The 17,521-nt window shown below is 58.8% G+C and carries 22 protein-coding genes; 11 read left to right on the forward strand and 11 right to left on the reverse strand.

The features are described from left to right. Positions 1-124: 124 nt before the first annotated feature. Complete coding sequence (locus E5J99_RS04525; RefSeq protein WP_245318712.1) at positions 125-1,558, forward strand: M48 family metalloprotease; 1,434 nt, start codon at positions 125-127, stop codon at positions 1,556-1,558. A gap of 634 nt (positions 1,559-2,192) precedes the next feature. On the opposite strand, the gene E5J99_RS04530 is transcribed toward E5J99_RS04525, so the two are convergent. The 3 genes from E5J99_RS04530 to E5J99_RS04540 all read right to left on the reverse strand — a co-directional run bounded on the left by E5J99_RS04530 (position 2,193) and on the right by E5J99_RS04540 (position 4,326). Continuing rightward, positions 2,193-2,402, reverse strand: coding sequence for a zinc ribbon domain-containing protein YjdM (locus E5J99_RS04530; protein ID WP_135496533.1), 210 nt, complete (start codon positions 2,400-2,402; stop codon positions 2,193-2,195). 212 nt (positions 2,403-2,614) lie between these two features. Beyond that, the gene (ychF, locus tag E5J99_RS04535) at positions 2,615-3,715 is read right to left on the reverse strand and encodes a redox-regulated ATPase YchF (RefSeq protein WP_135496534.1); all 1,101 of its coding nucleotides are present in this window, start codon (positions 3,713-3,715) and stop codon (positions 2,615-2,617) included. 257 nt (positions 3,716-3,972) lie between these two features. Next, positions 3,973-4,326 carry a DUF3276 family protein gene (locus E5J99_RS04540; protein ID WP_135496535.1) on the reverse strand — a complete coding sequence of 118 codons (354 nt, stop codon included), beginning with the start codon at positions 4,324-4,326 and terminating at the stop codon, positions 3,973-3,975. Between the two features lie 266 nt (positions 4,327-4,592). Here E5J99_RS04540 and E5J99_RS04545 point away from each other — a divergent pair, with 266 nt between their 5' ends. From E5J99_RS04545 to E5J99_RS21170, 4 genes are all read left to right on the forward strand, one after another. Beyond that, complete coding sequence (locus E5J99_RS04545; protein WP_135496536.1) at positions 4,593-5,510, forward strand: DUF58 domain-containing protein; 918 nt, start codon at positions 4,593-4,595, stop codon at positions 5,508-5,510. A 5-nt stretch (positions 5,511-5,515) separates the two neighbouring features. Next, on the forward strand, positions 5,516-5,773 hold the full coding sequence (locus E5J99_RS04550) for a hypothetical protein (RefSeq protein ID WP_135496537.1): 258 nt from the start codon (positions 5,516-5,518) through the stop codon (positions 5,771-5,773). A gap of 273 nt (positions 5,774-6,046) precedes the next feature. Continuing rightward, complete coding sequence (locus E5J99_RS04555) at positions 6,047-6,274, forward strand: hypothetical protein (protein WP_135496538.1); 228 nt, start codon at positions 6,047-6,049, stop codon at positions 6,272-6,274. A 45-nt stretch (positions 6,275-6,319) separates the two neighbouring features. After that, complete coding sequence (locus E5J99_RS21170) at positions 6,320-6,493, forward strand: hypothetical protein (RefSeq protein WP_167851985.1); 174 nt, start codon at positions 6,320-6,322, stop codon at positions 6,491-6,493. Between the two features lie 40 nt (positions 6,494-6,533). On the opposite strand, the gene E5J99_RS04560 is transcribed toward E5J99_RS21170, so the two are convergent. The 3 genes from E5J99_RS04560 to E5J99_RS04570 all read right to left on the reverse strand — a co-directional run bounded on the left by E5J99_RS04560 (position 6,534) and on the right by E5J99_RS04570 (position 9,109). Continuing rightward, positions 6,534-7,199 (reverse strand): DNA-3-methyladenine glycosylase family protein, encoded by a 666-nt coding sequence (locus E5J99_RS04560; RefSeq protein ID WP_135496539.1) that lies wholly within the window; start codon positions 7,197-7,199, stop codon positions 6,534-6,536. Further along, on the reverse strand, positions 7,186-7,845 hold the full coding sequence (locus tag E5J99_RS04565) for a metallophosphoesterase (protein WP_167851986.1): 660 nt from the start codon (positions 7,843-7,845) through the stop codon (positions 7,186-7,188). The genes E5J99_RS04560 and E5J99_RS04565 overlap by 14 nt, the downstream gene beginning before the upstream one ends. 223 nt (positions 7,846-8,068) lie before the next feature. Further along, the gene (locus E5J99_RS04570) at positions 8,069-9,109 is read right to left on the reverse strand and encodes a threonine aldolase family protein (protein WP_135496541.1); all 1,041 of its coding nucleotides are present in this window, start codon (positions 9,107-9,109) and stop codon (positions 8,069-8,071) included. A 116-nt stretch (positions 9,110-9,225) separates the two neighbouring features. Here E5J99_RS04570 and E5J99_RS04575 point away from each other — a divergent pair, with 116 nt between their 5' ends. Further along, the gene (locus tag E5J99_RS04575) at positions 9,226-9,543 is read left to right on the forward strand and encodes a hypothetical protein (protein WP_135496542.1); all 318 of its coding nucleotides are present in this window, start codon (positions 9,226-9,228) and stop codon (positions 9,541-9,543) included. Between the two features lie 154 nt (positions 9,544-9,697). Here the strand turns inward: E5J99_RS04575 and E5J99_RS04580 are convergent, their stop codons facing one another. Next, positions 9,698-10,204: a metallophosphoesterase family protein gene (locus tag E5J99_RS04580; RefSeq protein WP_135496543.1), complete on the reverse strand. Its 507-nt coding sequence runs from the start codon at positions 10,202-10,204 to the stop codon at positions 9,698-9,700. A gap of 204 nt (positions 10,205-10,408) precedes the next feature. Between E5J99_RS04580 and E5J99_RS04585 the strand changes: the two genes are divergently transcribed. After that, positions 10,409-11,113 carry an NUDIX hydrolase gene (locus E5J99_RS04585; RefSeq protein WP_135496544.1) on the forward strand — a complete coding sequence of 235 codons (705 nt, stop codon included), beginning with the start codon at positions 10,409-10,411 and terminating at the stop codon, positions 11,111-11,113. Between the two features lie 20 nt (positions 11,114-11,133). Then, a complete protein-coding gene (locus E5J99_RS04590) occupies positions 11,134-11,616 on the forward strand; it encodes a hypothetical protein (RefSeq protein WP_135496545.1) in 483 nt (160 codons plus the stop codon). Here the strand turns inward: E5J99_RS04590 and coaD are convergent. From coaD to E5J99_RS04610, 4 genes are all read right to left on the reverse strand, one after another. Continuing rightward, positions 11,613-12,089, reverse strand: coding sequence for a pantetheine-phosphate adenylyltransferase (coaD, locus tag E5J99_RS04595; protein WP_135496546.1), 477 nt, complete (start codon positions 12,087-12,089; stop codon positions 11,613-11,615). The two genes, E5J99_RS04590 and coaD, sit on opposite strands and share 4 nt — an antisense overlap. Positions 12,090-12,391: 302 nt before the next feature. Then, positions 12,392-13,288, reverse strand: coding sequence for a DUF3822 family protein (locus E5J99_RS04600; protein ID WP_135496547.1), 897 nt, complete (start codon positions 13,286-13,288; stop codon positions 12,392-12,394). A 93-nt stretch (positions 13,289-13,381) separates the two neighbouring features. Next, entirely contained in the window at positions 13,382-13,900 is a 519-nt protein-coding gene (locus E5J99_RS04605) for an NUDIX domain-containing protein (RefSeq protein ID WP_135496548.1), read from the reverse strand. Between the two features lie 19 nt (positions 13,901-13,919). Then, the gene (locus E5J99_RS04610; RefSeq protein ID WP_135496549.1) at positions 13,920-14,507 is read right to left on the reverse strand and encodes a DUF4126 domain-containing protein; all 588 of its coding nucleotides are present in this window, start codon (positions 14,505-14,507) and stop codon (positions 13,920-13,922) included. Between the two features lie 91 nt (positions 14,508-14,598). Between E5J99_RS04610 and E5J99_RS04615 the strand changes: the two genes are divergently transcribed. The 3 genes from E5J99_RS04615 (at position 14,599) to E5J99_RS04625 (ending at position 17,496) form a co-directional block, all read left to right on the forward strand. Next, positions 14,599-15,036 (forward strand): PaaI family thioesterase, encoded by a 438-nt coding sequence (locus tag E5J99_RS04615; RefSeq protein WP_135496550.1) that lies wholly within the window; start codon positions 14,599-14,601, stop codon positions 15,034-15,036. A 185-nt stretch (positions 15,037-15,221) separates the two neighbouring features. Beyond that, positions 15,222-16,655, forward strand: a complete 1,434-nt coding sequence (locus tag E5J99_RS04620) for an ATP-dependent DNA helicase (protein ID WP_135496551.1) — start codon at positions 15,222-15,224, stop codon at positions 16,653-16,655. A 298-nt stretch (positions 16,656-16,953) separates the two neighbouring features. After that, positions 16,954-17,496, forward strand: a complete 543-nt coding sequence (locus E5J99_RS04625) for a DUF1573 domain-containing protein (RefSeq protein WP_135496552.1) — start codon at positions 16,954-16,956, stop codon at positions 17,494-17,496. Positions 17,497-17,521 lie beyond the last annotated feature (25 nt).

The following is a 17,521-nucleotide window of genomic DNA, read 5'->3' on the forward strand; positions in this document are numbered from 1 at the left end:
CGGCCAGGGAGCGGTTCTCCCGGTTTGCAACCCTGCCGGCACACTGGCCGTTGCAAGCTCATCCTTCCCCACGATACGCGGCCCGTGCCGCCTGCCACTCATGCCTATTTCCACACTTCACGTTTTGCCTCTGGCTGCCCTGGGGCTGCTGTTTTTGCCTTCGGCCAATCCTCTTACGCCTGGCCCGTCCGCCCGCACTTCTTCCATCAGCGCGCCGCCGGTGCAGGGTGCCCAGCCCGATCCGCAGATCGTAGCGCAGTTTGGCCTGCTGGAAAGCCCCACGCTGCAACGCTTCATTGATGACAAAGGCATGCAGATGGGCCGTATATCCGACCGCCCAGCCGACGTAAAAGGCTTTACGGTCGTCGATTCGCCGGTTATCAACGCCTTTGCCGCCCCCGATGGGCACGTGTACTTCACGCGCGGCATCATGGCTCACTTCAACAATGAGGCGCAGTTCGCGGGCGTACTCGGCCATGAAATCGGCCACATTACCGCCCGCCACGGCCAGAAGCAGCAAACCCGTTCCACCGTAGCCAGCGGCGCGCTGCTGCTCGGCTCCATCTTCTCGAAGCGCGTGGCCCAGATAGCCCAGCCCCTGTCGCAGGGCGTAGGGTTGGTATTTCTGAAATACGGCCGCGACGATGAGCGCGAATCCGACCAGCTAGGCGTGAAGTATTCGTCCAAAATCGGCTACGATGCCGCCCAGATGGCCGACTTCTTCCTGACCTTGCAGCGCAACGAGCAGGCCAGCGGCGCGGGCGGCGTACCGGCTTTTCTCTCCTCGCACCCCAACTCCGCCGACCGCTACAAGACCGTGCAGCAGCTCGCCGCCACCCAAAAGCAGCAGTTGGGCAAAACCACGCTGTCGGTGAACCGCGACAAGTACCTGCGCCTGATCGAAGGCCTGCCCTACGGCGAAGATCCGCGCCAGGGCTTCGTGGAAGGCGGGGCCTTTTACCACCCCGACCTCAAGTTCAGCTTCCCGATTCCTGCGGGCTGGAAGTCGCAGAACTCGCCTTCGCAGTTCCAGATGGGCGAGCCCGGCGGCAAGGCGGTAATACTCCTGATTCCTGCCGGGGGCTCCTCGCTGGATGCCGCCGCCGAGTCGTTGTCGAAACAGCTGAATTTGCAGTCGCCGCAGGCCAGCCGCACTACCGTTAATGGTTTCCCCGCCATTGCTATCCAGGGCGACCAGGTCGGCCAGGACCAGTCGGGCCAGCAGGGCGTCACGGCCCGCACGCTCACCTACCTGATTCAGGACGGCAAGAGCATCTACGCCATGGTCGGCCTGACGTCGCCGGCCTCGTTCGATACCTATGCGCCGCAGTTTCAGCGCACCGCCCAGGGCTTTGCCCGCCTCACCGACGCCAGCAAGCTCAACCGCCAGCCGGAGCGCATCCGCATCAAAACCGTGAAAACCAGCACCACGCTGGCCGCCGCCCTAGCCGCCAACGGCGTACCCAGCGCCCGCCGCGAGGAGTTGGCCATCCTGAACGGCATGCAGCTTACGACCAGGCTGCCAGCTGGAACGCTGTTTAAGGCGGTTGGGAAGTAGAAGTGAAGTGACAAACTGAAAAACGCCGGGTGATTTTCTCCCGGCGTTTTTTTATGCCCGTAGCATGGCTTCGATACTGGCGAGGAACCTGTTTAGAGTCGGTTTAATCACTTCAGAACGTCATGCTGAGCGCAGCCGAAGCATCCTACCGCAATGGTAATTACCACTCCAACGAAGCGGTAGAGATGCTTCGGCTGCGCTCAGCATGACGTTCTTTTAACTTTCTAAACAGCTTCAGCTTCTAGGGAAGGATAATGCTAAAGGCTGTTCGAGTCGTGGTGCGCTTCATTGTGGGCGGTAAATGAGACTGTTTAAGAAGTCGTTCAGCCCACGCTTGAACGCCATGCTGCGCTTGTCGAAGCATGATCGTCTGACGACTCTTTAAACAGCTTCAATGCAACCAAAAACGCCCCACCCTAACATCGGGTGGGGCGTTGAAATGACGAGTTGCTGCCAAAGAACTAGGGCGTGAGGACAATTAGCGGGAGGAGGCGTCAAAAGATTGTAACGCGAAGCTTTGCTTCGCGGCCGTTCGCGCTACTTGCCCGGCAAGTGTTGTTACGCGACGTGCTAACGGTCGGGAAGCAGAGCTTCGCGTTACAAGTCATTGATCGTCTTCACGCGCTAGCCGTAGCTAGGCCTTCTTCACAAACTCGGTTTTGAGCACCATTGTGGAGCCGCCCGCGCGGCCTTCGATTTCGGCGGGGCTATTGGTCAGCCGGATGTTCTTGACCACCGTGCCGCGCTTGAGCGTCAGCGACGAGCCTTTCACCTTCAGGTCCTTGATGAGCGTCACCGAGTCGCCTTCCGCGAGCAGGTTGCCGTTGCTGTCTTTTACATCCATAGGAAAGGTGTTTTGGGGAAGGACGAAGTCGTGTTTTCAGAACGTCATGTCGAACAAAGTGAGACGTCTCGCCTGCTGATGCTGCCATAGTAACCTGATTACCATTGCAGGCGAGATGTCTCACTTTGTTCGACATGACGTTCTTTGCCCAACAACGTCAGCACGCGAGATTCCTCGCGTTGCTCGGAATGACGTTCTGATAGGCTCCGCAACTACACGTTGAAGCGGAAGTGCATAATGTCGCCGTCCTGCACCACGTACTCTTTGCCTTCCACGGCCATTTTACCGGCTTCCTTAATCTTCACTTCGGTCTTGTACTCCTGGTAATCGGGCAGCTTGATAACTTCGGCCCGGATGAAGCCCTTCTCGAAGTCGGAGTGGATAACGCCCGCCGCGGCCGGGGCTTTGTCGCCGCGGTGAATGGTCCAGGCGCGTACTTCCTGCACGCCGGCGGTGAAGTAGGTAATCAGGTTCAGCAGCTCGTAGGAAGCGCGGATGAGCTTGTTCAGGCCCGACTCGGTGAGGCCGTACTCGCCCAGGAACATTTCCTTTTCCTCGGGGTCTTCCATGTCGGCAATCTGCTCCTCAATGGCCGCCGATACCAGCACCACCTGGGCGCTTTCGGCTTTCACATGCTCGCGCAGGGCTGCTACGTGGTGGTTGCCGTCGGTCTTGATGCTGGCCTCGTCCACGTTGGCCACGTAAATCACGGGCTTGATGGTGAGCAGCTGCAAATCGGCTACGGCCTCCAGCTCCAGCTCGTCGGCGGCTACGGCGCGGGCGTTTTGCCCGGCCTCCAGGGCCTCCTTGAAGCGTTGCAGCACGGCTACTTCCTTCTTGGCCGCCGCGTCGCCGGCCTTGGCCGAGCGCTCCGACTTCTGCAGCTTCTTGTCGATGCTTTCCAGGTCCTTAAGCTGCAGCTCGGTGTCGATTACGTCCTTGTCGAACACGGGGTCGACGCCGCCGGCTACGTGCACGATGTTGGGGTCATCGAAGCAGCGCACTACGTGAATGATGGCGTCGACCTCGCGGATGTTGGCCAGGAATTTATTGCCTAAGCCTTCACCTTTGGAGGCACCTTTCACCAGGCCGGCAATGTCCACAAACTCGATGATGGTGGGCAATACCCGCTTGGGGTTCACCAGGGCTTCCAGGATCTGGAGGCGCTCATCGGGCACGGTAATCACGCCCACGTTGGGCTCGATGGTGCAGAAAGGATAGTTGGCCGATTCGGCCTTGGCGTTCGAAAGGGCGTTGAACAGCGTGGACTTACCCACGTTCGGCAAACCGACGATTCCGCAGCGGAGACCCATATAAGTGAATTTATGAAGGTGTGTACTAGTGAAATCACGCTCTATAGGCGCAATTTGAGGGGCAAAGGTACGGCTGTTTTTTGGGGAATCCTTAGTGTAATCCGGCGCGGGCTTTACCATCGCCGTTCGGGATGACGGACGATGACAAGAACAGGTAAAGCACAAAAAACGGCGCGCTTCAACCCTTGGGCCAAAGCGCGCCGCGCGAAGATTCTGAATACAGCGAGAGTAGAGGCGTGTTTCGCTAGGCTCGGGGGTTAGTAGTTGTCGTCGGAGCGGTTGGGGTTGAAGCCCTTCTCGCCTTCGAAGTTATCGTAGGTGGGGCGGGGGCGGTCAAGCTCGGCCACTTCCTCTTCGGTCAGCAGCTCCTCGCGCACATATTCCACGGCGTCCTGCAGCGCATCCAAGAACTTGGCGAAGTCTTCCTTGTAGAGGAAGATTTTGTGTTTCTCGTAGGAAAACGTGTCATCATCCCGCAGCTTGCGCTTGCTCTCGGTGATGGTGAGGTAGTAGTCCTGGCCGCGCGTCGCCTTTACGTCGAAAAAGTACGTGCGCTTGCCTGCTTTGATGCGTTGGGAGTAAATTTCTTCCTGATCGTGACGGTCTTCCACGGGGCCTTCAATAGGTTGATTATTCCAAGATGATTGAATTGCAACCCAAAGTAAAGTGTTAGAGGCGTATATAAAAATATTGAGGTCAAATTATTTACGCAAAATGCCAGGTACCTTTGTTTTACAGTGTTCCGGAATCGGAAGTAAGAATTTGGCGCGGCCGGGCAACGGTTTCATAATCCGGCCCAAAGCAGGATTATAGTTAGGGTTTCTGCTATCTGCCGCTAGTTCCTGCTTCCCTTGTTCATCCCTTTACGCCTTCCCCGATGTCGAAACCTTTGGATCTGGCCGCCGTCCGCTCATTTGAGAACCTGGAGTTTCTGGCCCGCCAGCTCGTGGAGGGCTTTATCACGGGCCTGCACCAGTCGCCCTACCACGGCTTTTCAGTCGAATTCTCCGAGCACCGGCTCTACAATCCTGGCGAAAGCACCCGCCACATCGACTGGAAAGTGTTTGCCCGCACCGACAAGCTCTTCGTGAAGCGCTACGAGGAGGAAACCAACCTGCGCTGCCACCTGCTGCTCGACGTGAGCCCGAGCATGTACTATCCCGCGCCGGGCCACGACAAGCTGCGCTTTGCCGTGCTCTGCGCCGCGGCCCTTACCACACTGCTCCAGAAGCAGCGCGACGCCGTGGGCCTGGTCACTTTCGCTGACCAGATAGAGCTGCAAACGCCGGTTCGGTCTACTACCTCGCACCGCCACACGCTGCTGCTGACGCTGCAACAGCTGCTGGAGCGCCCCGCCGCCGCCCGTCGCCCCACCGACGTGGCCGGCGTGATTCACCAGATAGCCCAGCAGATTCCGAAACGGTCGTTGGTGATTCTGTTCTCCGACATGCTGGGCCGGAGCCCGGCAGAGCAAACCGCGAGCCTGGCGGCGCTGCAGCACCTGCGGCACCAGCAGCACGAGGTGCTGCTGTTCCACGTCATGGACCGCGCCACGGAGTCGGAATTCGCTTTTGCGGAGCGGCCTTACCTGTTTGAGGACGTGGAAACTGGCGAGCAGATTAAGCTGCAGCCCGGGCAGGTGCGCGAGCAATACCGCGCCGCCATGCAGCAGTACGAGCAGGAGCTGGCCCTGCGCTGCGGGCAGTATCGTATCGATTTTGTGCCGGTTGATATTCGGGAGCCATTCGACAAAGTGCTGTATGCTTACCTGGTGAAGCGCGGCAAAGTACGGTAGGGGCTATGGCTATATGGTATTGCCGGGTATGCGGCCTCGATTATGATGTGTCGCCGTGGGGGCCGCAGGAAGCTGCGCCCGACTACTCTACCTGCGCATGCTGCGGAGTCGTATTCGGCTACGACGACCAAACCGCCGCCAGCGCTACCGCTTATCGAAACAGCTGGTTGGAGGCGGGGGGAAAGTGGTTTTACCCCAGGATGCAGCCAAGTGACTGGCAATTGCAGCCCCAGCTCGCCCAGATTCCGGAACCCTACCGCTAAGCATGTGTTTGAGTTAGGGCTGGAAGGGTGTAAAGACGCATACTCGCGTCTCACCGGCCGCGCCGGCACAACGATTTTCGTTCAACGACGAGACGCAAGTATGCGTCTCTACATCAGTTTGACGGCTCTTACGCTAACTCAAACAGCTTCTAAGCGTGTGTTTGAGAATGGTCCTGCCAGAGCAAGCAGGGCGAAATCAGCTCTATTGAATACTCCCAAACACGCTCCACGAGCTTCTTTTGTACCCATTACAGCTTCGGGCTGCCTGATTATATGCTGATTGATTCCCTGTTTGCACTGGTTTTTCTGTGTTTGCCCTCGGCCTTGATAACGGGCTACATTGCCCACATGAACAACCGCTCATTGTGGCGCTGGATGCTGTTTGGCGCAGCCCTACCGTTCATCGCCACTTTTGTCGCCATGATCGTCACGTATTTCGACCAAAAGCGGGCGGCTCGCGGGGAAGGCGCAGCTCCTGGTAGCGCGGAGACAGAAAAATGACCGGTTCTATTGCTGCTGCTGCTTTTTACTTCACAATAGGTTTGTATGCCCGAGCTTATTCTGGCCGGAGTGCTGGGCGCGCTGTTTCTGCTGCCTCTCCTGACGGCGTATATGGCCCATACCAACGGCCGCCGCTTTTGGCCCTGGTTCCTGGTGGGGGTGCGGATTACCCTACGTGTCGCTTTTCGTCGCGATGCTCGTGGTACGCCGCGACCGTAAGAAAGTGTCGCTGTAGCTGCAGCTGCTCCGCCGGGTCTGCTTATGCGGGCGGCTTCTCGTTCGGCGCGTTATCCAACGACTGCCAGAGGTACTTGCTGGCCAGCGTACGGTAAGGCCGCCACGGCTCGGCAATTTCAGTCATGCGCCGCAGCAGGGCGCGGCCGGTTTCCGGCAGGCCGTAGTGCTTGCGCATGGCATTCTGAATGCCCAGGTCGCCTTCGGGAAATACGTCGGGCTGGTCCAGGGCAAACATTTGCAGCATCTGGGCCGTCCAGCGGCCGACGCCTTTTATCTGGGTGAGGTGCTGGGTGAATTCGTCGGGGGCGAGCTGGCTGAGGTAGCTGTGGTCGAGTTGTTCGCGCTGGGCAAAGTTGGCAATAGCCCGCAGATAGCCGGCTTTCTGGCGCGAAATGCCGGCTGTGCGCAGGTCTTCGTCGGTGAGTAGCAGCAGCGCGGCGGGCTCGGGGTAGCCATCGGGAGCAAACAAAGCCTGCACCTTTTTCCAGATGGCCGCCGCTGCCTTGGTCGAAATCTGCTGGCTTACGATGGCCCGCAGCAATGCCAGATACAGGTCTTCGTGCGAGCTGGCCTCAATGGCGCGGCCTCGGGCAATGAGTGCTGCCAGCACCGCGTCAGCTTGGCTCAAATGACGAATAGCGGCTTCCGCAGCGGCTGATTTGGCAGCAGGTAGATCAGGCTTGGTCACTGTCGACGGAATGAGTGGGAATAGAAATTACCTGGAGCACGTCGCCAGTGGGCGTAATTTTTACCCCGGTAAGCGCCCGGCCATATACCGCACCGGTATCGAGGTTCAGCACGTACGCCACGGGGTCAAAATCGGGGCGGCCATCGGCGGTAGGCGTGTGGCCAATAACCTGCAGCTTGCCCAGATTGCGCAGCTCGCCGCGCCGCCACAAAATCCCGTCGATGTTGTCCTCGTCCAGCGGGTCGGGCGTGTCGGCCACGCCGGCATGGCTGACGAAAACGTGTTCATTCTCCCAGAACAGCGGGCGCTGGGCCAGCCAGGGCAGGTGCGTAGCCAGCAACTCACGTCGGTGTCCATATTGCAGAAACGTGTGGCGGCCGCCCCATTGCAGCCAGTTGGGGTAGGGCCCTTGTGGGCCGTAGTGCCGAAGCATGCCTATTTCGTGGTTGCCCTTCAGAAACATGGTCTGGCCGGGGTGCTGCTCATCGAGGCTGATGGCCAAGGCAATGGTTTCGGGCGCGAAGTTGCCCCGATCCATGAGGTCGCCCACCTGAATGAGGAGCTCGTGCTCGGGCTGCCAGTGTTGGAGCAGTTCCAGCAACGTGTGGTAGCAGCCGTGCACGTCGCCAATAACAAACAGATTCATACGCATGGGTCTGGCGTGAAGGCTGGGCCACCGAACCGCCGGGTGGTACCGTTGCTGCCAGAGTTGGCGTAAAGATGAGAGTTAGTTCGGAACAGCGCCCCTGCAGCTAATGCCACGGCCGAATGAATAAGGGAGCGGCCCCACTGCTATACCAGTTCTCAGTCGAAGAAAGCCCGGTGACAGCTGTGCCGCCACCGGGCCTGTATCCAATCAAAGCGCTACGCTACGCGGGTACGCTGAGTGTTTGCAGCGCGTTTTTTACGCGCTCTATCATCGTATCGTCCACGTCCAGGTGGGTGACGAAGCGAATCATCTGGGGGCCGAACGACGATGCCCGAATGCCCAGCTGCTCCAGATGCGCCAGAAAGACTTCGGACTTCATTTCGGCTTGCAGGCGGAAAATCACCAGGTTGGTTTCGCTCGGCAGCACCTCGGCTACGTAGGGCTGCGTGGCCAATGTGGCCCCCAGGTCCTGGGCCCGCCGGTGGTCGTCGGCCAGGCGCTCCACGTTGTGCGCCAGCGCGTAGAGGCCCGCCGCCGCCAAAATGCCCGCCTGGCGCATGCCGCCGCCCATCACCTTGCGAATGCGGCGGCACTTGTGAATAAACGCGTTGCTGCCCAGCAATACCGAACCCACCGGCGCCCCGAGGCCCTTCGACAAGCACACCGAAATAGAATCGAAATACTGGCCGTAGTCGGCCGCGCGCTGGCCGGTAGCCACCAGGGCGTTAAAAATACGGGCTCCGTCGAGGTGCAGGGCCAGGCCACGCCGCTGTGCTACCTCGGCAATGCTGGCAATGGTTTCGAGCGAGTAACAGCTGCCGCCGCCCCGGTTACTGGTGTTTTCCAGGCAGATGAGGTTGGAGGTCGGATAATGCACGTTGTTGGCCGGCCGGATGGCGGCTTCTACCTGCGCGGCCGTCACGCGGCCCCGGTCGCCGGGCAGCAGGGCCACCGACGCACCCGAGTGAAACGCAATGCCCCCTACTTCCCAGAGGTACACATGAGCCGTCTGCTCACAAATTACCTCCGATAGTGGCTCGGTATGGGCTTTAATGGCAATCTGATTGGTCATGGTACCGGAAGGGCAGAAGAGGCCGGCTTCGAGCCCAAAAAGGGCGGCCGAAGTTTCTTCCAGTGCCCGCACGGTGGGGTCTTCCTCGTATACATCGTCGCCCACGGGGGCTTCGAGCATGGTCTGCAGCATGGCCGCCGTGGGGCGGGTGACGGTGTCGGAGCGCAAATCGATAATAGGTTCAGCCATAGTTGGGAGCGAAGAGGAAATGAAGAAGACAAGGAAGAACAAACAACTGTTTCCCGATTCAAAAATAAGACTTACTTTTGCCCCTCCTTTACAAAAAGACTTTAACCGACCCGGATATGAGCATCACCCGACTGAAGCGGAAGCACCGCAAGAACATTGCGCGCGCCAACAACAAGCAGCGTATCATCAAGCAATTGCTGCTAACCCCCGTTTTGAAGAACGTGGATCTTGATGAACTGAAGTCCCGTTTCAACGGCGGTGCTGCTCCGGTAGCCACCGAAACCAAAGCCAAAACTGCCCCGTCGGCTAAGACGGCTAAGACGGCTACGGCTCAGGACAACGCCGCCGCATTCGATGATGCGGAAGCTGTAACCAAGCCCGTAAACGAAGACGGTCAGGAAGGCGAGCATCCCAAGCCGGAAATCGCCCTGTAAATCAGCTTGCCATCCCGCGTCGGTTGGCTTCTATAGATTTCACCAAAGCGCCTCTTTCAGCAAGAAGGGGGCGCTTTGTTGTGTTTACGTGCGAGCCACAGATCCGGCGGGCCGCCGTGCTTACGCCAGGCGTATGGCCGCCTGACCACTGAACTTACTTCGCGGCCACGCGCGGCCCCAGCTCAATGGCTTGCAGCTGCTGCAGCTTGCCGCCGGCCACTTCGAAGCGCAGCATCGTCCGGATTTTGTGAAACCCGTGGCGGCCGGCCGCGCCGGGGTTCAGGTGGAGCAGGCCCAGCTTGGGGTCGGGCATTACTTTGAGAATGTGCGAGTGGCCGGAAATAAACAGGCCGGGCCTTTCCTGCGTCACCAGCGGCCGGGCAGCGGGGGAGTAGTAGCCCGGGTAGCCGCCAATGTGGGTCATGAGCACCACCAGGCCCTCTACCTCGAAGCGCTGCACCATCGGCTGGGTCAGGCGCACGTCGCGGCCGTCAATGTTGCCATATACGCCCCGCAACGGGGCCACGGCTTCCAAGGCTTCAACTACTTCAGCGGTGCCAAAGTCGCCCGCATGCCATATTTCGTCGCAGCCATCGAGGTGGTGCAGGATGCGCTCATCCCAGTAGCTGTGGGTGTCAGAAAGTAAACCGATTTTTTTCATTGCACCGTAAAAGTAGGGCCAGTCTGAAGCTTACGAATAATCTGGGTTCATAAATGCGGCAAGTGGCTGTGACCCGGCAACGGAACCGGCTGCATCCCGTATCTTGCCCAGCTTTCTCCGATTTTTGATTGCCGATATTTATGTTGTGTTTTGCAACAGACCTCGGAGCTATTTCCTCTTACTTGCCCCTCTGATTACCCTGCGATGAACGTATTCATCAACGATATTCCGCTGATCATCAAAAAGACCAGCGAGAAAGTCTACAAGCACCGCTACGACCTGATTTTGAACGCGGAGGATGAGTTCAGCTCCAAAGATCTGATCGGCGACGTGCTCGTGCGCGACGTCACGGACCCGTTCATCGACCGGATTCTGCGGCTCATGGAAGTCAAGAAGCTCAAGAAGCTCAAGTCGCTGACGCTGCTGGCACGCAAGAAAAAGCGGCTCATTCTCCACCTCAAAGACCAGTTTCGCATTGTGAAGGCCGCCGGCGGCCTCGTTGTGAAGGATGGTATGGTGCTGATGATTTATCGCCTCGGCAAGTGGGATTTGCCCAAGGGCAAGCTCAAAAAAGACGAAGACCCGGGCCTGGGGGCGTTGCGCGAAGTGGAAGAGGAGTGCAATATCAAAGTGGATATGGGCGAAGAGCTACCCAGCACCTGGCATTCGTATGCCTACAACGGCAACAAAATTCTGAAAAAAACGAATTGGTACATCATGACCTGTACCGACGATTCGCTGATGAAGCCGCAGGCCGAGGAATACATCGAAGAAGTGCGCTGGATGACTCCGCTGGAGGCTCTGGCCGTACTCGATGAAGCCTACGCCTCCATTGCCTTAGTCGTGCGCCATTACCTGGGCGAAACGTCCGGTACGGAGTCGGCCAAGGAGTCAGCCAAAGAAAAATAACCTAACCCGAGCTTTTGCTTATGCGCCCGTTCCGCTACTTGCCTTTCGTATTGTTGCTGAGCGGGGTTGCCGCCTGCACCGGCAGCCAGAATGCTACCGAAAATAGTGCTCCCCGAACCGAGCAGGGCACTGCCGCCAACCCTAGCCAACTCGATTTGCCCTCGCTGGTCGGCAAGAATATAGACCAAGTACGGCGGGTGCTGGGCACGCCGCTCGAAACGAAGGATGAAGCCATCGGGCTGGACCCGACTCCCGAGCAGATGAAGTCTACCAAAGGAGCCGATTGGATCAATACGTTCGAGCGCAGCGGCTCTACCATCGTGGTTACTTACAATGCCAAGTCGCGCAAGGTGCTCGACATGGTGCTCATCGGCTCGGATGAGGATGAGCTGATGCGGCGCGGCAACCTCGTGATGACGGCTCCCGAGTACATAGTGTTGCCCGTGCCCGACCCCAAGAACAAGCAGTCCATATCGGGCGTCCGGATGGTGTCGCGGCGCTAGCTAGCCGGTGCTTCGTAGGCCGGCAGCGCGAAGGGCACGAAGTCGTCCACGTTGCCTCCGAAACGGTGCACTTCGCGGATGATGGTGCTGCTGATAGCCGCTAGTACCGGGGAAGTAATCAGGAACACGGTTTCCAGCTCCGGATTCAGGTGGCGGTTGGCCTGGGCAATGGTATTTTCGTACTCAAAGTCGGTAGTGTTGCGCAGGCCCCGCAGCAAAAACTTAGCGCCTGCTTGTCGGGCGTAGTCGGCGGTGAGGCCCTTGTAGGCCCGCACCGAAACGTGCGGCTCGTCCCGGAATACCGCCTCAATCATCGTCACCATCTGCTCCACGGGCAAGTAGCGGGACTTGCTGCTGTTGTTGCCAATGGCAATGATGACCTCATCGAACAGCGCCGCGCCGCGCCGTACCACGTCGAGGTGGCCGTTGGTGAAGGGGTCGAAAGAGCCGGGGAAGAGGGCAATGCGCTTCATGCGTCGCGGAATAGATGGTTTTTGACAACGCGAAGGTGGGAAAAACCCGGGTTATTGTGCACTACACACTTTGGCTTCTGCAAGCGTGACTGTTTCTGCATCCTAAAGCGAAAAGCCCTTTCCCGTCATAATGGGAAAGGGCTTTCTGGTAAAACAGTATTTCTATACTTCGCAGCGCCCCGGTTGACGCTTCACTGATAAGCGAAATAGCGTGGCTACTCGCAATGACAGCGAAGCTGTTTAGAAAGTCAAAAGCATGACGTGCTGATTACGGTTGGCGACTTTCTACAGCTTCAGCTGCACTACTCGCACAGATGCAAGCTGTAGAGTTCAAAATAGCGGTACTCAAACACATCATTCAGGCGGTAGCTGTAGGCCAGGTCGAAGGGGCGGTTGCCGAAACGGATAGTGCGAATGTACTTGCGCAGGATGGTGAACAGCTCGGAGTCGTGCATCAGGTCGCCCCACACGACAACGGCGTCCTGATCGGGGTTGAGCTGCAGCTCCTGCATTACCAGAATGGTGTAGTAAATCAGGTCTTCGGGCGTGGTAAAGGCGAAGACGTTGCAGAACTCCAGCCGCTTGTCGCGCACGGCCACGATGGTGACTTCCTGGTGGCCCAGGCTGAGGTAAAGGCGGCGCGGGGCGGCCAGCTCGCTCTGGTGAATCACGCCTTCGAGTAGGGCACTGGTTTGGTGCAAGAGCTTGCCAGTCGGGTAGGTGGCGTGAAACCAGTCGGCCAGGGCCTTTTCGGCCGCGAATACGCTTACGACTTCCAGACTCGAATGCACGTAGCAGCCTACCGTTTCGTGCTCGGGGTGCACGGTATGATGCAGGCGCAAGTAGTCGGCCTCGTCGCCGGAGCGGAACAGAGGCTTGGGCAGAAGCGTGAACGAGCGGTTTTGCACCGCCAGCCGTACCTGATTCCAGCTATCTAGACCTAGCAGGTCATGTTCCTGCGCCAGGGCCTGTACTTGCTCGGCCCAGGAAGCAGCCGTGCTCAGCGGGTAGTCTTCCAGGGCCACGAATTTATTGCGCCGCGTATCGACCACTCCCAGCCGCAGCCCGTTGCCGCCGGCCGTGAGGTAGAGGTTGTAGTCGGACGGCGACGCGGGGTCCAGCGTTTCGTCGCGCAAAGACTGCGATGCAACAGGCGGGGCAGGAAGAGACAAGGCGGTAGACGAAGCGGTAGAAGACACGGCGGAAGGGTAGGCAGAAAACGCTGATCAGGCTGTTAAAGGTACGAAAGCCCCGTAAACTGCTGAAGGGCTGAACCGGAGTTCGGCGGGGAATTATTGGAACATGATGTAGGGAATGAATACGTCGTCGGGGCTGATGACGTGGCGCAAAATGGGATGCACCTGAGTCGGCAGCAATGCGCCCAGCTGCCGGGGCGTGAGAAAAGCCAATTCGGTCAGGAGCTGGGTTTCGGGCGTGTGTTCGGGGTCGGAGCCGAGACGGGGAATGGCCATTTCATCTACTGGCTTCACCTCAAAGAACAGCTCCAGGGCTTGCAGCGAGTCGCTCTTGAACTCGTGCAGGTGCAGAAAGCGGCCTACAGTAACCTCCAAGCCGGTTTCTTCCTGATATTCGCGGCGCAGGCACTCCCGAATGGTTTCGCCGAACTGCCAGCCCCCGCCCGGCGGCGACCAGAAAGGCGCGTCGCCGGCCAGCATTCCCCGGTGGGCCGTCAGCAGCATCGCTCCCTGCCGAATCAGCAGGCCGCAGGCCCGCACCCGTACTTGGCCGGTGTAGGCTTGTAGCAACGACTCGGATAGGGCGTCGGGCGGGGAAGAAGGAGGTAGCATCATCAGGAATGGGTACTAAAAGTTACGGATTGGTAGAACGGGCGGCTCGCCGGAAAAAAAGCCGGCGGAACCGGCCGCCCAGGTACAGCAGCAGCACTACCACCAGCCCGGCCATGAGCAACGGCAAAAACAGGCCGAGTGCAGAACCGACAATGGCCAGAAAGTTTTCCAGCGTGGCCAGCAGCGGATTGCCCAAGCCCGCCGTGGTAGCCGTGGAGCCCGCCCGCAGCAGTGCCGTGCCCGACTGCACCATGCCGGCCGTGCCGCCGCCCACCAGCACGCCCAGGCCCCAGCGCACCACCGGGTCGAGGTCGGGCAGGGCAGAGGTCATGAGCAGGGTGCCGGCAATAAACGAGGCGGGCGTGGTAATCGTATCCAGCAGGTTGTCGATGACGGGCACGTAGTAGGCCAGCATTTCAGCCAGCGTAGCCGTGGCCAAAATGCCGAAAGCCGGCCAGGTGCCCAGCCACGCAAAGCCGGGGGAGGGAGCCATAAAACCGGTGAGATAGGCCAGGTTAGCCGCCAGCAGCGGCACGAACACCCGAAAGCCGCTGCACGCTGCCAGGGCCATTCCCAGGCCCCCGGCCACCAAATAGTCTAGTGTTGTCATATGAGTTGGACGGCCCGCAGCAGGCCGTGGCCGGAAGATACGTAAGCCGGCGCATTGCGGCTGCCGCCCGCCGGGTACGTACCTTTGGCTCATGAGTAGTACTGCACAGCCTGACCTGAACGTCGAAACCCTGGAAGTCCGTATCCGCCGCAAGCTGGCGCGCCAGCATTTCATGCACCTCATCGGCGCCGACCTGACCACCATTGAGCCCGGCCGCGTGGTAGCCGAGCTAAAGCTGGAGCAGCAGCACCACCAGAATATGGGCTTTGCGCACGGCGGTTTGGTGGCTACCATGGCCGACCTGGCGGCGGGCTTTGCGGCCGTTACGCTGGTGCCCGACGGTTTGGCCGTCGTGACGGCGGAGCTGAAAACGACGTATCTGCGGCCGGGAGTGGGAGCAACGCTGCGAGCCGTGGGCTGGGTACTGAAGCCGGGCCGCCGCCTGCACTTCTGCGAGGCTGAGGTGTGGTGCGACGAGGTGCTGGTAGCTAAGGCGTCGGCTACGATGGCCGTGGTGGAGGCGCAGTAGGAGAATACAGGATGGGAGCCTGCCAGGTACGAGTTGAGGAAATAGCCGAAAACGCCTGTATAAACTGTGCTTCGTAGGATAGGTATGCGGCTAAGCTTGTTGAAGATAATAAGCTAAAATCAGTGGTGCTAGTATCTGAACCGCTGAAGTTGAAAGAAGAATTTGAAGCAGATCAGTAACTAAAAATGCTTTCCATCAGAACCCCGTCCGTTCGCGACTATTTTGCTTTTGACCCCACCCAGGACCAGGCTACGCTATTTCACAAGCTGGACGAGTTTCTGAAAGACGATTTGCCGGGCCGCAAGGTGTTTGTGCTGCGCGGCTACGCCGGCACGGGCAAAACCACCGTGGTCAGTGCCTTGGTGCAGTGGCTGCACCGCATGCAGCGCAAATACACGCTGATGGCCCCCACCGGCCGCGCGGCCAAGGTGATGAGTGCCTACTCGGGGGTGGCCGCCAGCACCATTCACAAGAAGATTTACCGGCAGACGTCGGGCACGCCCTCGCAGAGCCTCTCGTTTCAGCGCCAGCCCAACCGCACCACCGACACGCTTTACATCGTGGACGAGGCCTCGATGATTTCCGACGAGAAGTCGTTCGGGGAAAACGGCCTGCTCGATGATCTGATGGGCTACGTCTTTGAAAAGCCGTCCAATAAGCTGCTCGTTATCGGCGACACGGCCCAGCTGCCGCCCGTGGGCCAGCTGCTCAGCCCCGCCCTCGACCCCGAGCTGCTCGCGCACCGCTTTCATGCCAAAGTCGATGGGGTGGAGCTGCGCCAGGTAATGCGCCAGGCCGAGGAATCGGGTATTCTGATGAATGCCACGGCCCTGCGCGAGGAGCTGCGCCAGGACGCGCCCCACATCCAGTTTTTCACCAAAGGCTACCCCGATATTTTCCGCATCGGCGGCGACAAGCTCGAAGACGGCTTGCGCTGGGCCTACAAGAAATTCGGGCACGAAAACACGACTATTATCTGCCGCTCCAACAAAAACGCCAACCTCTACAACCAGATGATTCGGCGCACGTTGTTCGATGCCGAAGAGGAAATTGAGGCCGGTGACTACCTGATGGTGGTGCGTAACAACTATTTCTGGCTGCCCAAGGACTCGGAAATGGGCTTTCTGGCCAACGGTGATTTTGTACAGGTCACCAAAATCGTGCGGCGGCAGGATGAGTTCGGCTTCCGCTTCGCCGATGCCCGCGTACGATTCGTGGACTACCCCGCCGAGGAAGAGCAGGAGGTGAAGTTGATGCTCGATACGCTGCACACCGAAAGTCCGGCGCTGCCCGCCGACCGCAGCAACGAGCTGTACCAGACGATTGCGGCCGATTATGCTCACCTCACCACCAAGAAGGAGAAAAGCGCTGCGCTGCGCAAAGACCCCTACCTGAATGCGCTACAGGTGAAGTTTGCCTACGCCCTGACCTGCCACAAAGCGCAGGGCGGCCAGTGGCAGGCCGTGTTCGTCGACCACGGCTTTCTGAAGGACGAAATGGTGAACAGCGAGTTTGCGCGCTGGCTCTATACGGCCGTCACCCGGGCTTCCGACCAGCTTTTTCTGCTCAACTTCAACCAGAAGCTCGTCGGCGATGCTCCGGTGGAAAAGGAATACTAAGCCGCACAAGACGGTGATTATAAGCATGATTAGCGTTCTGTAATGTTCAGTCTAGCTCCTCTTCTTAACCCGTTTTTCTGGGAAAGCTCACTCCTGGCAGGCTCGGCAATTCCCTTTTCCAAAGGAGTTGAAAGGCTATCCAGTAGCGCGGGTTGCGACCTTCTCCGGAACCTCATTCGGCAGCAGCAGGTTCTCTGTTGAATGGACGGTTTCGGAGGTATGAAAACTGGCAGGATAGTTGGCTGGCACCGCAAAACCCCTAAATTTGTTTACCTCACCTTACTAACGAAACTACCTCATGAAAAAGGCACTCATTCTGGCTTTGTCGTTTTCGCTGGCGGGCGTAGCCGCGCAGGCACAGTCATCCGCCGTGAAGCCCGCCAACGCGCAGGAGAAAGTAGCTGGCCCCCAGATTCAGTTTGATGAGCTGAAGTACGACTTCGGGGCCATCAAGCAAGGCGACGTGGTCGACCACACCTTCAAATTCAAGAACGTAGGCACCCAGCCCCTGGTGATTTCCAACATCGGCGTGAGCTGCGGCTGCACCACTCCCGACTGGACCAAAGACCCTATTATGCCCGGCAAAACCGGCAGCATCTCGGCCAAGTTCAACAGCGCCGGTAAGATGGGCATGCAGAACAAAGTGCTGACTGTGGAGTCGAACTCAGCCGCTGGCAATGCTATGGTGTCGTTGGTAGGCGAAGTAAAAGACGCTGCCTCCGCCAGTGCCGCTCCCACCACGCCGACCGAGTCGAAGACAAACGGCGTGATGGATGAAAAGGACGCCAAGCAGAAGATGAAGATGGGCGACAGCAAAATGAAAGCGAAGCGCAAATCGTAATTTGCTAACGAGCTGAAACAGTAAA

This window comes from Hymenobacter elongatus (assembly GCF_004745955.1).
GTDB lineage: Bacteria > Bacteroidota > Bacteroidia > Cytophagales > Hymenobacteraceae > Hymenobacter > Hymenobacter elongatus.

What these genes read in the sequence shown, in the direction of transcription:
- E5J99_RS21170 (WP_167851985.1), top strand. Translation starts at nt 6,320, where the DNA reads ATGCCCGAGCTTATTCTGGCCGGAGTGCTGGGCGCGCTGTTTCTGCTG.
- E5J99_RS04620 (WP_135496551.1), top strand. Translation starts at nt 15,222, where the DNA reads ATGCTTTCCATCAGAACCCCGTCCGTTCGCGACTATTTTGCTTTTGAC.
- E5J99_RS04550 (WP_135496537.1), top strand. Translation starts at nt 5,516, where the DNA reads ATGGCTATATGGTATTGCCGGGTATGCGGCCTCGATTATGATGTGTCG.
- E5J99_RS04545 (WP_135496536.1), top strand. Translation starts at nt 4,593, where the DNA reads ATGTCGAAACCTTTGGATCTGGCCGCCGTCCGCTCATTTGAGAACCTG.
- E5J99_RS04565 (WP_167851986.1), bottom strand. Translation starts at nt 7,845, where the DNA reads ATGAATCTGTTTGTTATTGGCGACGTGCACGGCTGCTACCACACGTTG.
- E5J99_RS04575 (WP_135496542.1), top strand. Translation starts at nt 9,226, where the DNA reads ATGAGCATCACCCGACTGAAGCGGAAGCACCGCAAGAACATTGCGCGC.
- E5J99_RS04585 (WP_135496544.1), top strand. Translation starts at nt 10,409, where the DNA reads ATGAACGTATTCATCAACGATATTCCGCTGATCATCAAAAAGACCAGC.
- E5J99_RS04615 (WP_135496550.1), top strand. Translation starts at nt 14,599, where the DNA reads ATGAGTAGTACTGCACAGCCTGACCTGAACGTCGAAACCCTGGAAGTC.
- E5J99_RS04610 (WP_135496549.1), bottom strand. Translation starts at nt 14,507, where the DNA reads ATGACAACACTAGACTATTTGGTGGCCGGGGGCCTGGGAATGGCCCTG.
- E5J99_RS04580 (WP_135496543.1), bottom strand. Translation starts at nt 10,204, where the DNA reads ATGAAAAAAATCGGTTTACTTTCTGACACCCACAGCTACTGGGATGAG.
- E5J99_RS04605 (WP_135496548.1), bottom strand. Translation starts at nt 13,900, where the DNA reads ATGATGCTACCTCCTTCTTCCCCGCCCGACGCCCTATCCGAGTCGTTG.
- coaD (WP_135496546.1), bottom strand. Translation starts at nt 12,089, where the DNA reads ATGAAGCGCATTGCCCTCTTCCCCGGCTCTTTCGACCCCTTCACCAAC.
- E5J99_RS04590 (WP_135496545.1), top strand. Translation starts at nt 11,134, where the DNA reads ATGCGCCCGTTCCGCTACTTGCCTTTCGTATTGTTGCTGAGCGGGGTT.
- E5J99_RS04530 (WP_135496533.1), bottom strand. Translation starts at nt 2,402, where the DNA reads ATGGATGTAAAAGACAGCAACGGCAACCTGCTCGCGGAAGGCGACTCG.
- E5J99_RS04570 (WP_135496541.1), bottom strand. Translation starts at nt 9,109, where the DNA reads ATGGCTGAACCTATTATCGATTTGCGCTCCGACACCGTCACCCGCCCC.
- ychF (WP_135496534.1), bottom strand. Translation starts at nt 3,715, where the DNA reads ATGGGTCTCCGCTGCGGAATCGTCGGTTTGCCGAACGTGGGTAAGTCC.
- E5J99_RS04555 (WP_135496538.1), top strand. Translation starts at nt 6,047, where the DNA reads ATGCTGATTGATTCCCTGTTTGCACTGGTTTTTCTGTGTTTGCCCTCG.
- E5J99_RS04625 (WP_135496552.1), top strand. Translation starts at nt 16,954, where the DNA reads ATGAAAAAGGCACTCATTCTGGCTTTGTCGTTTTCGCTGGCGGGCGTA.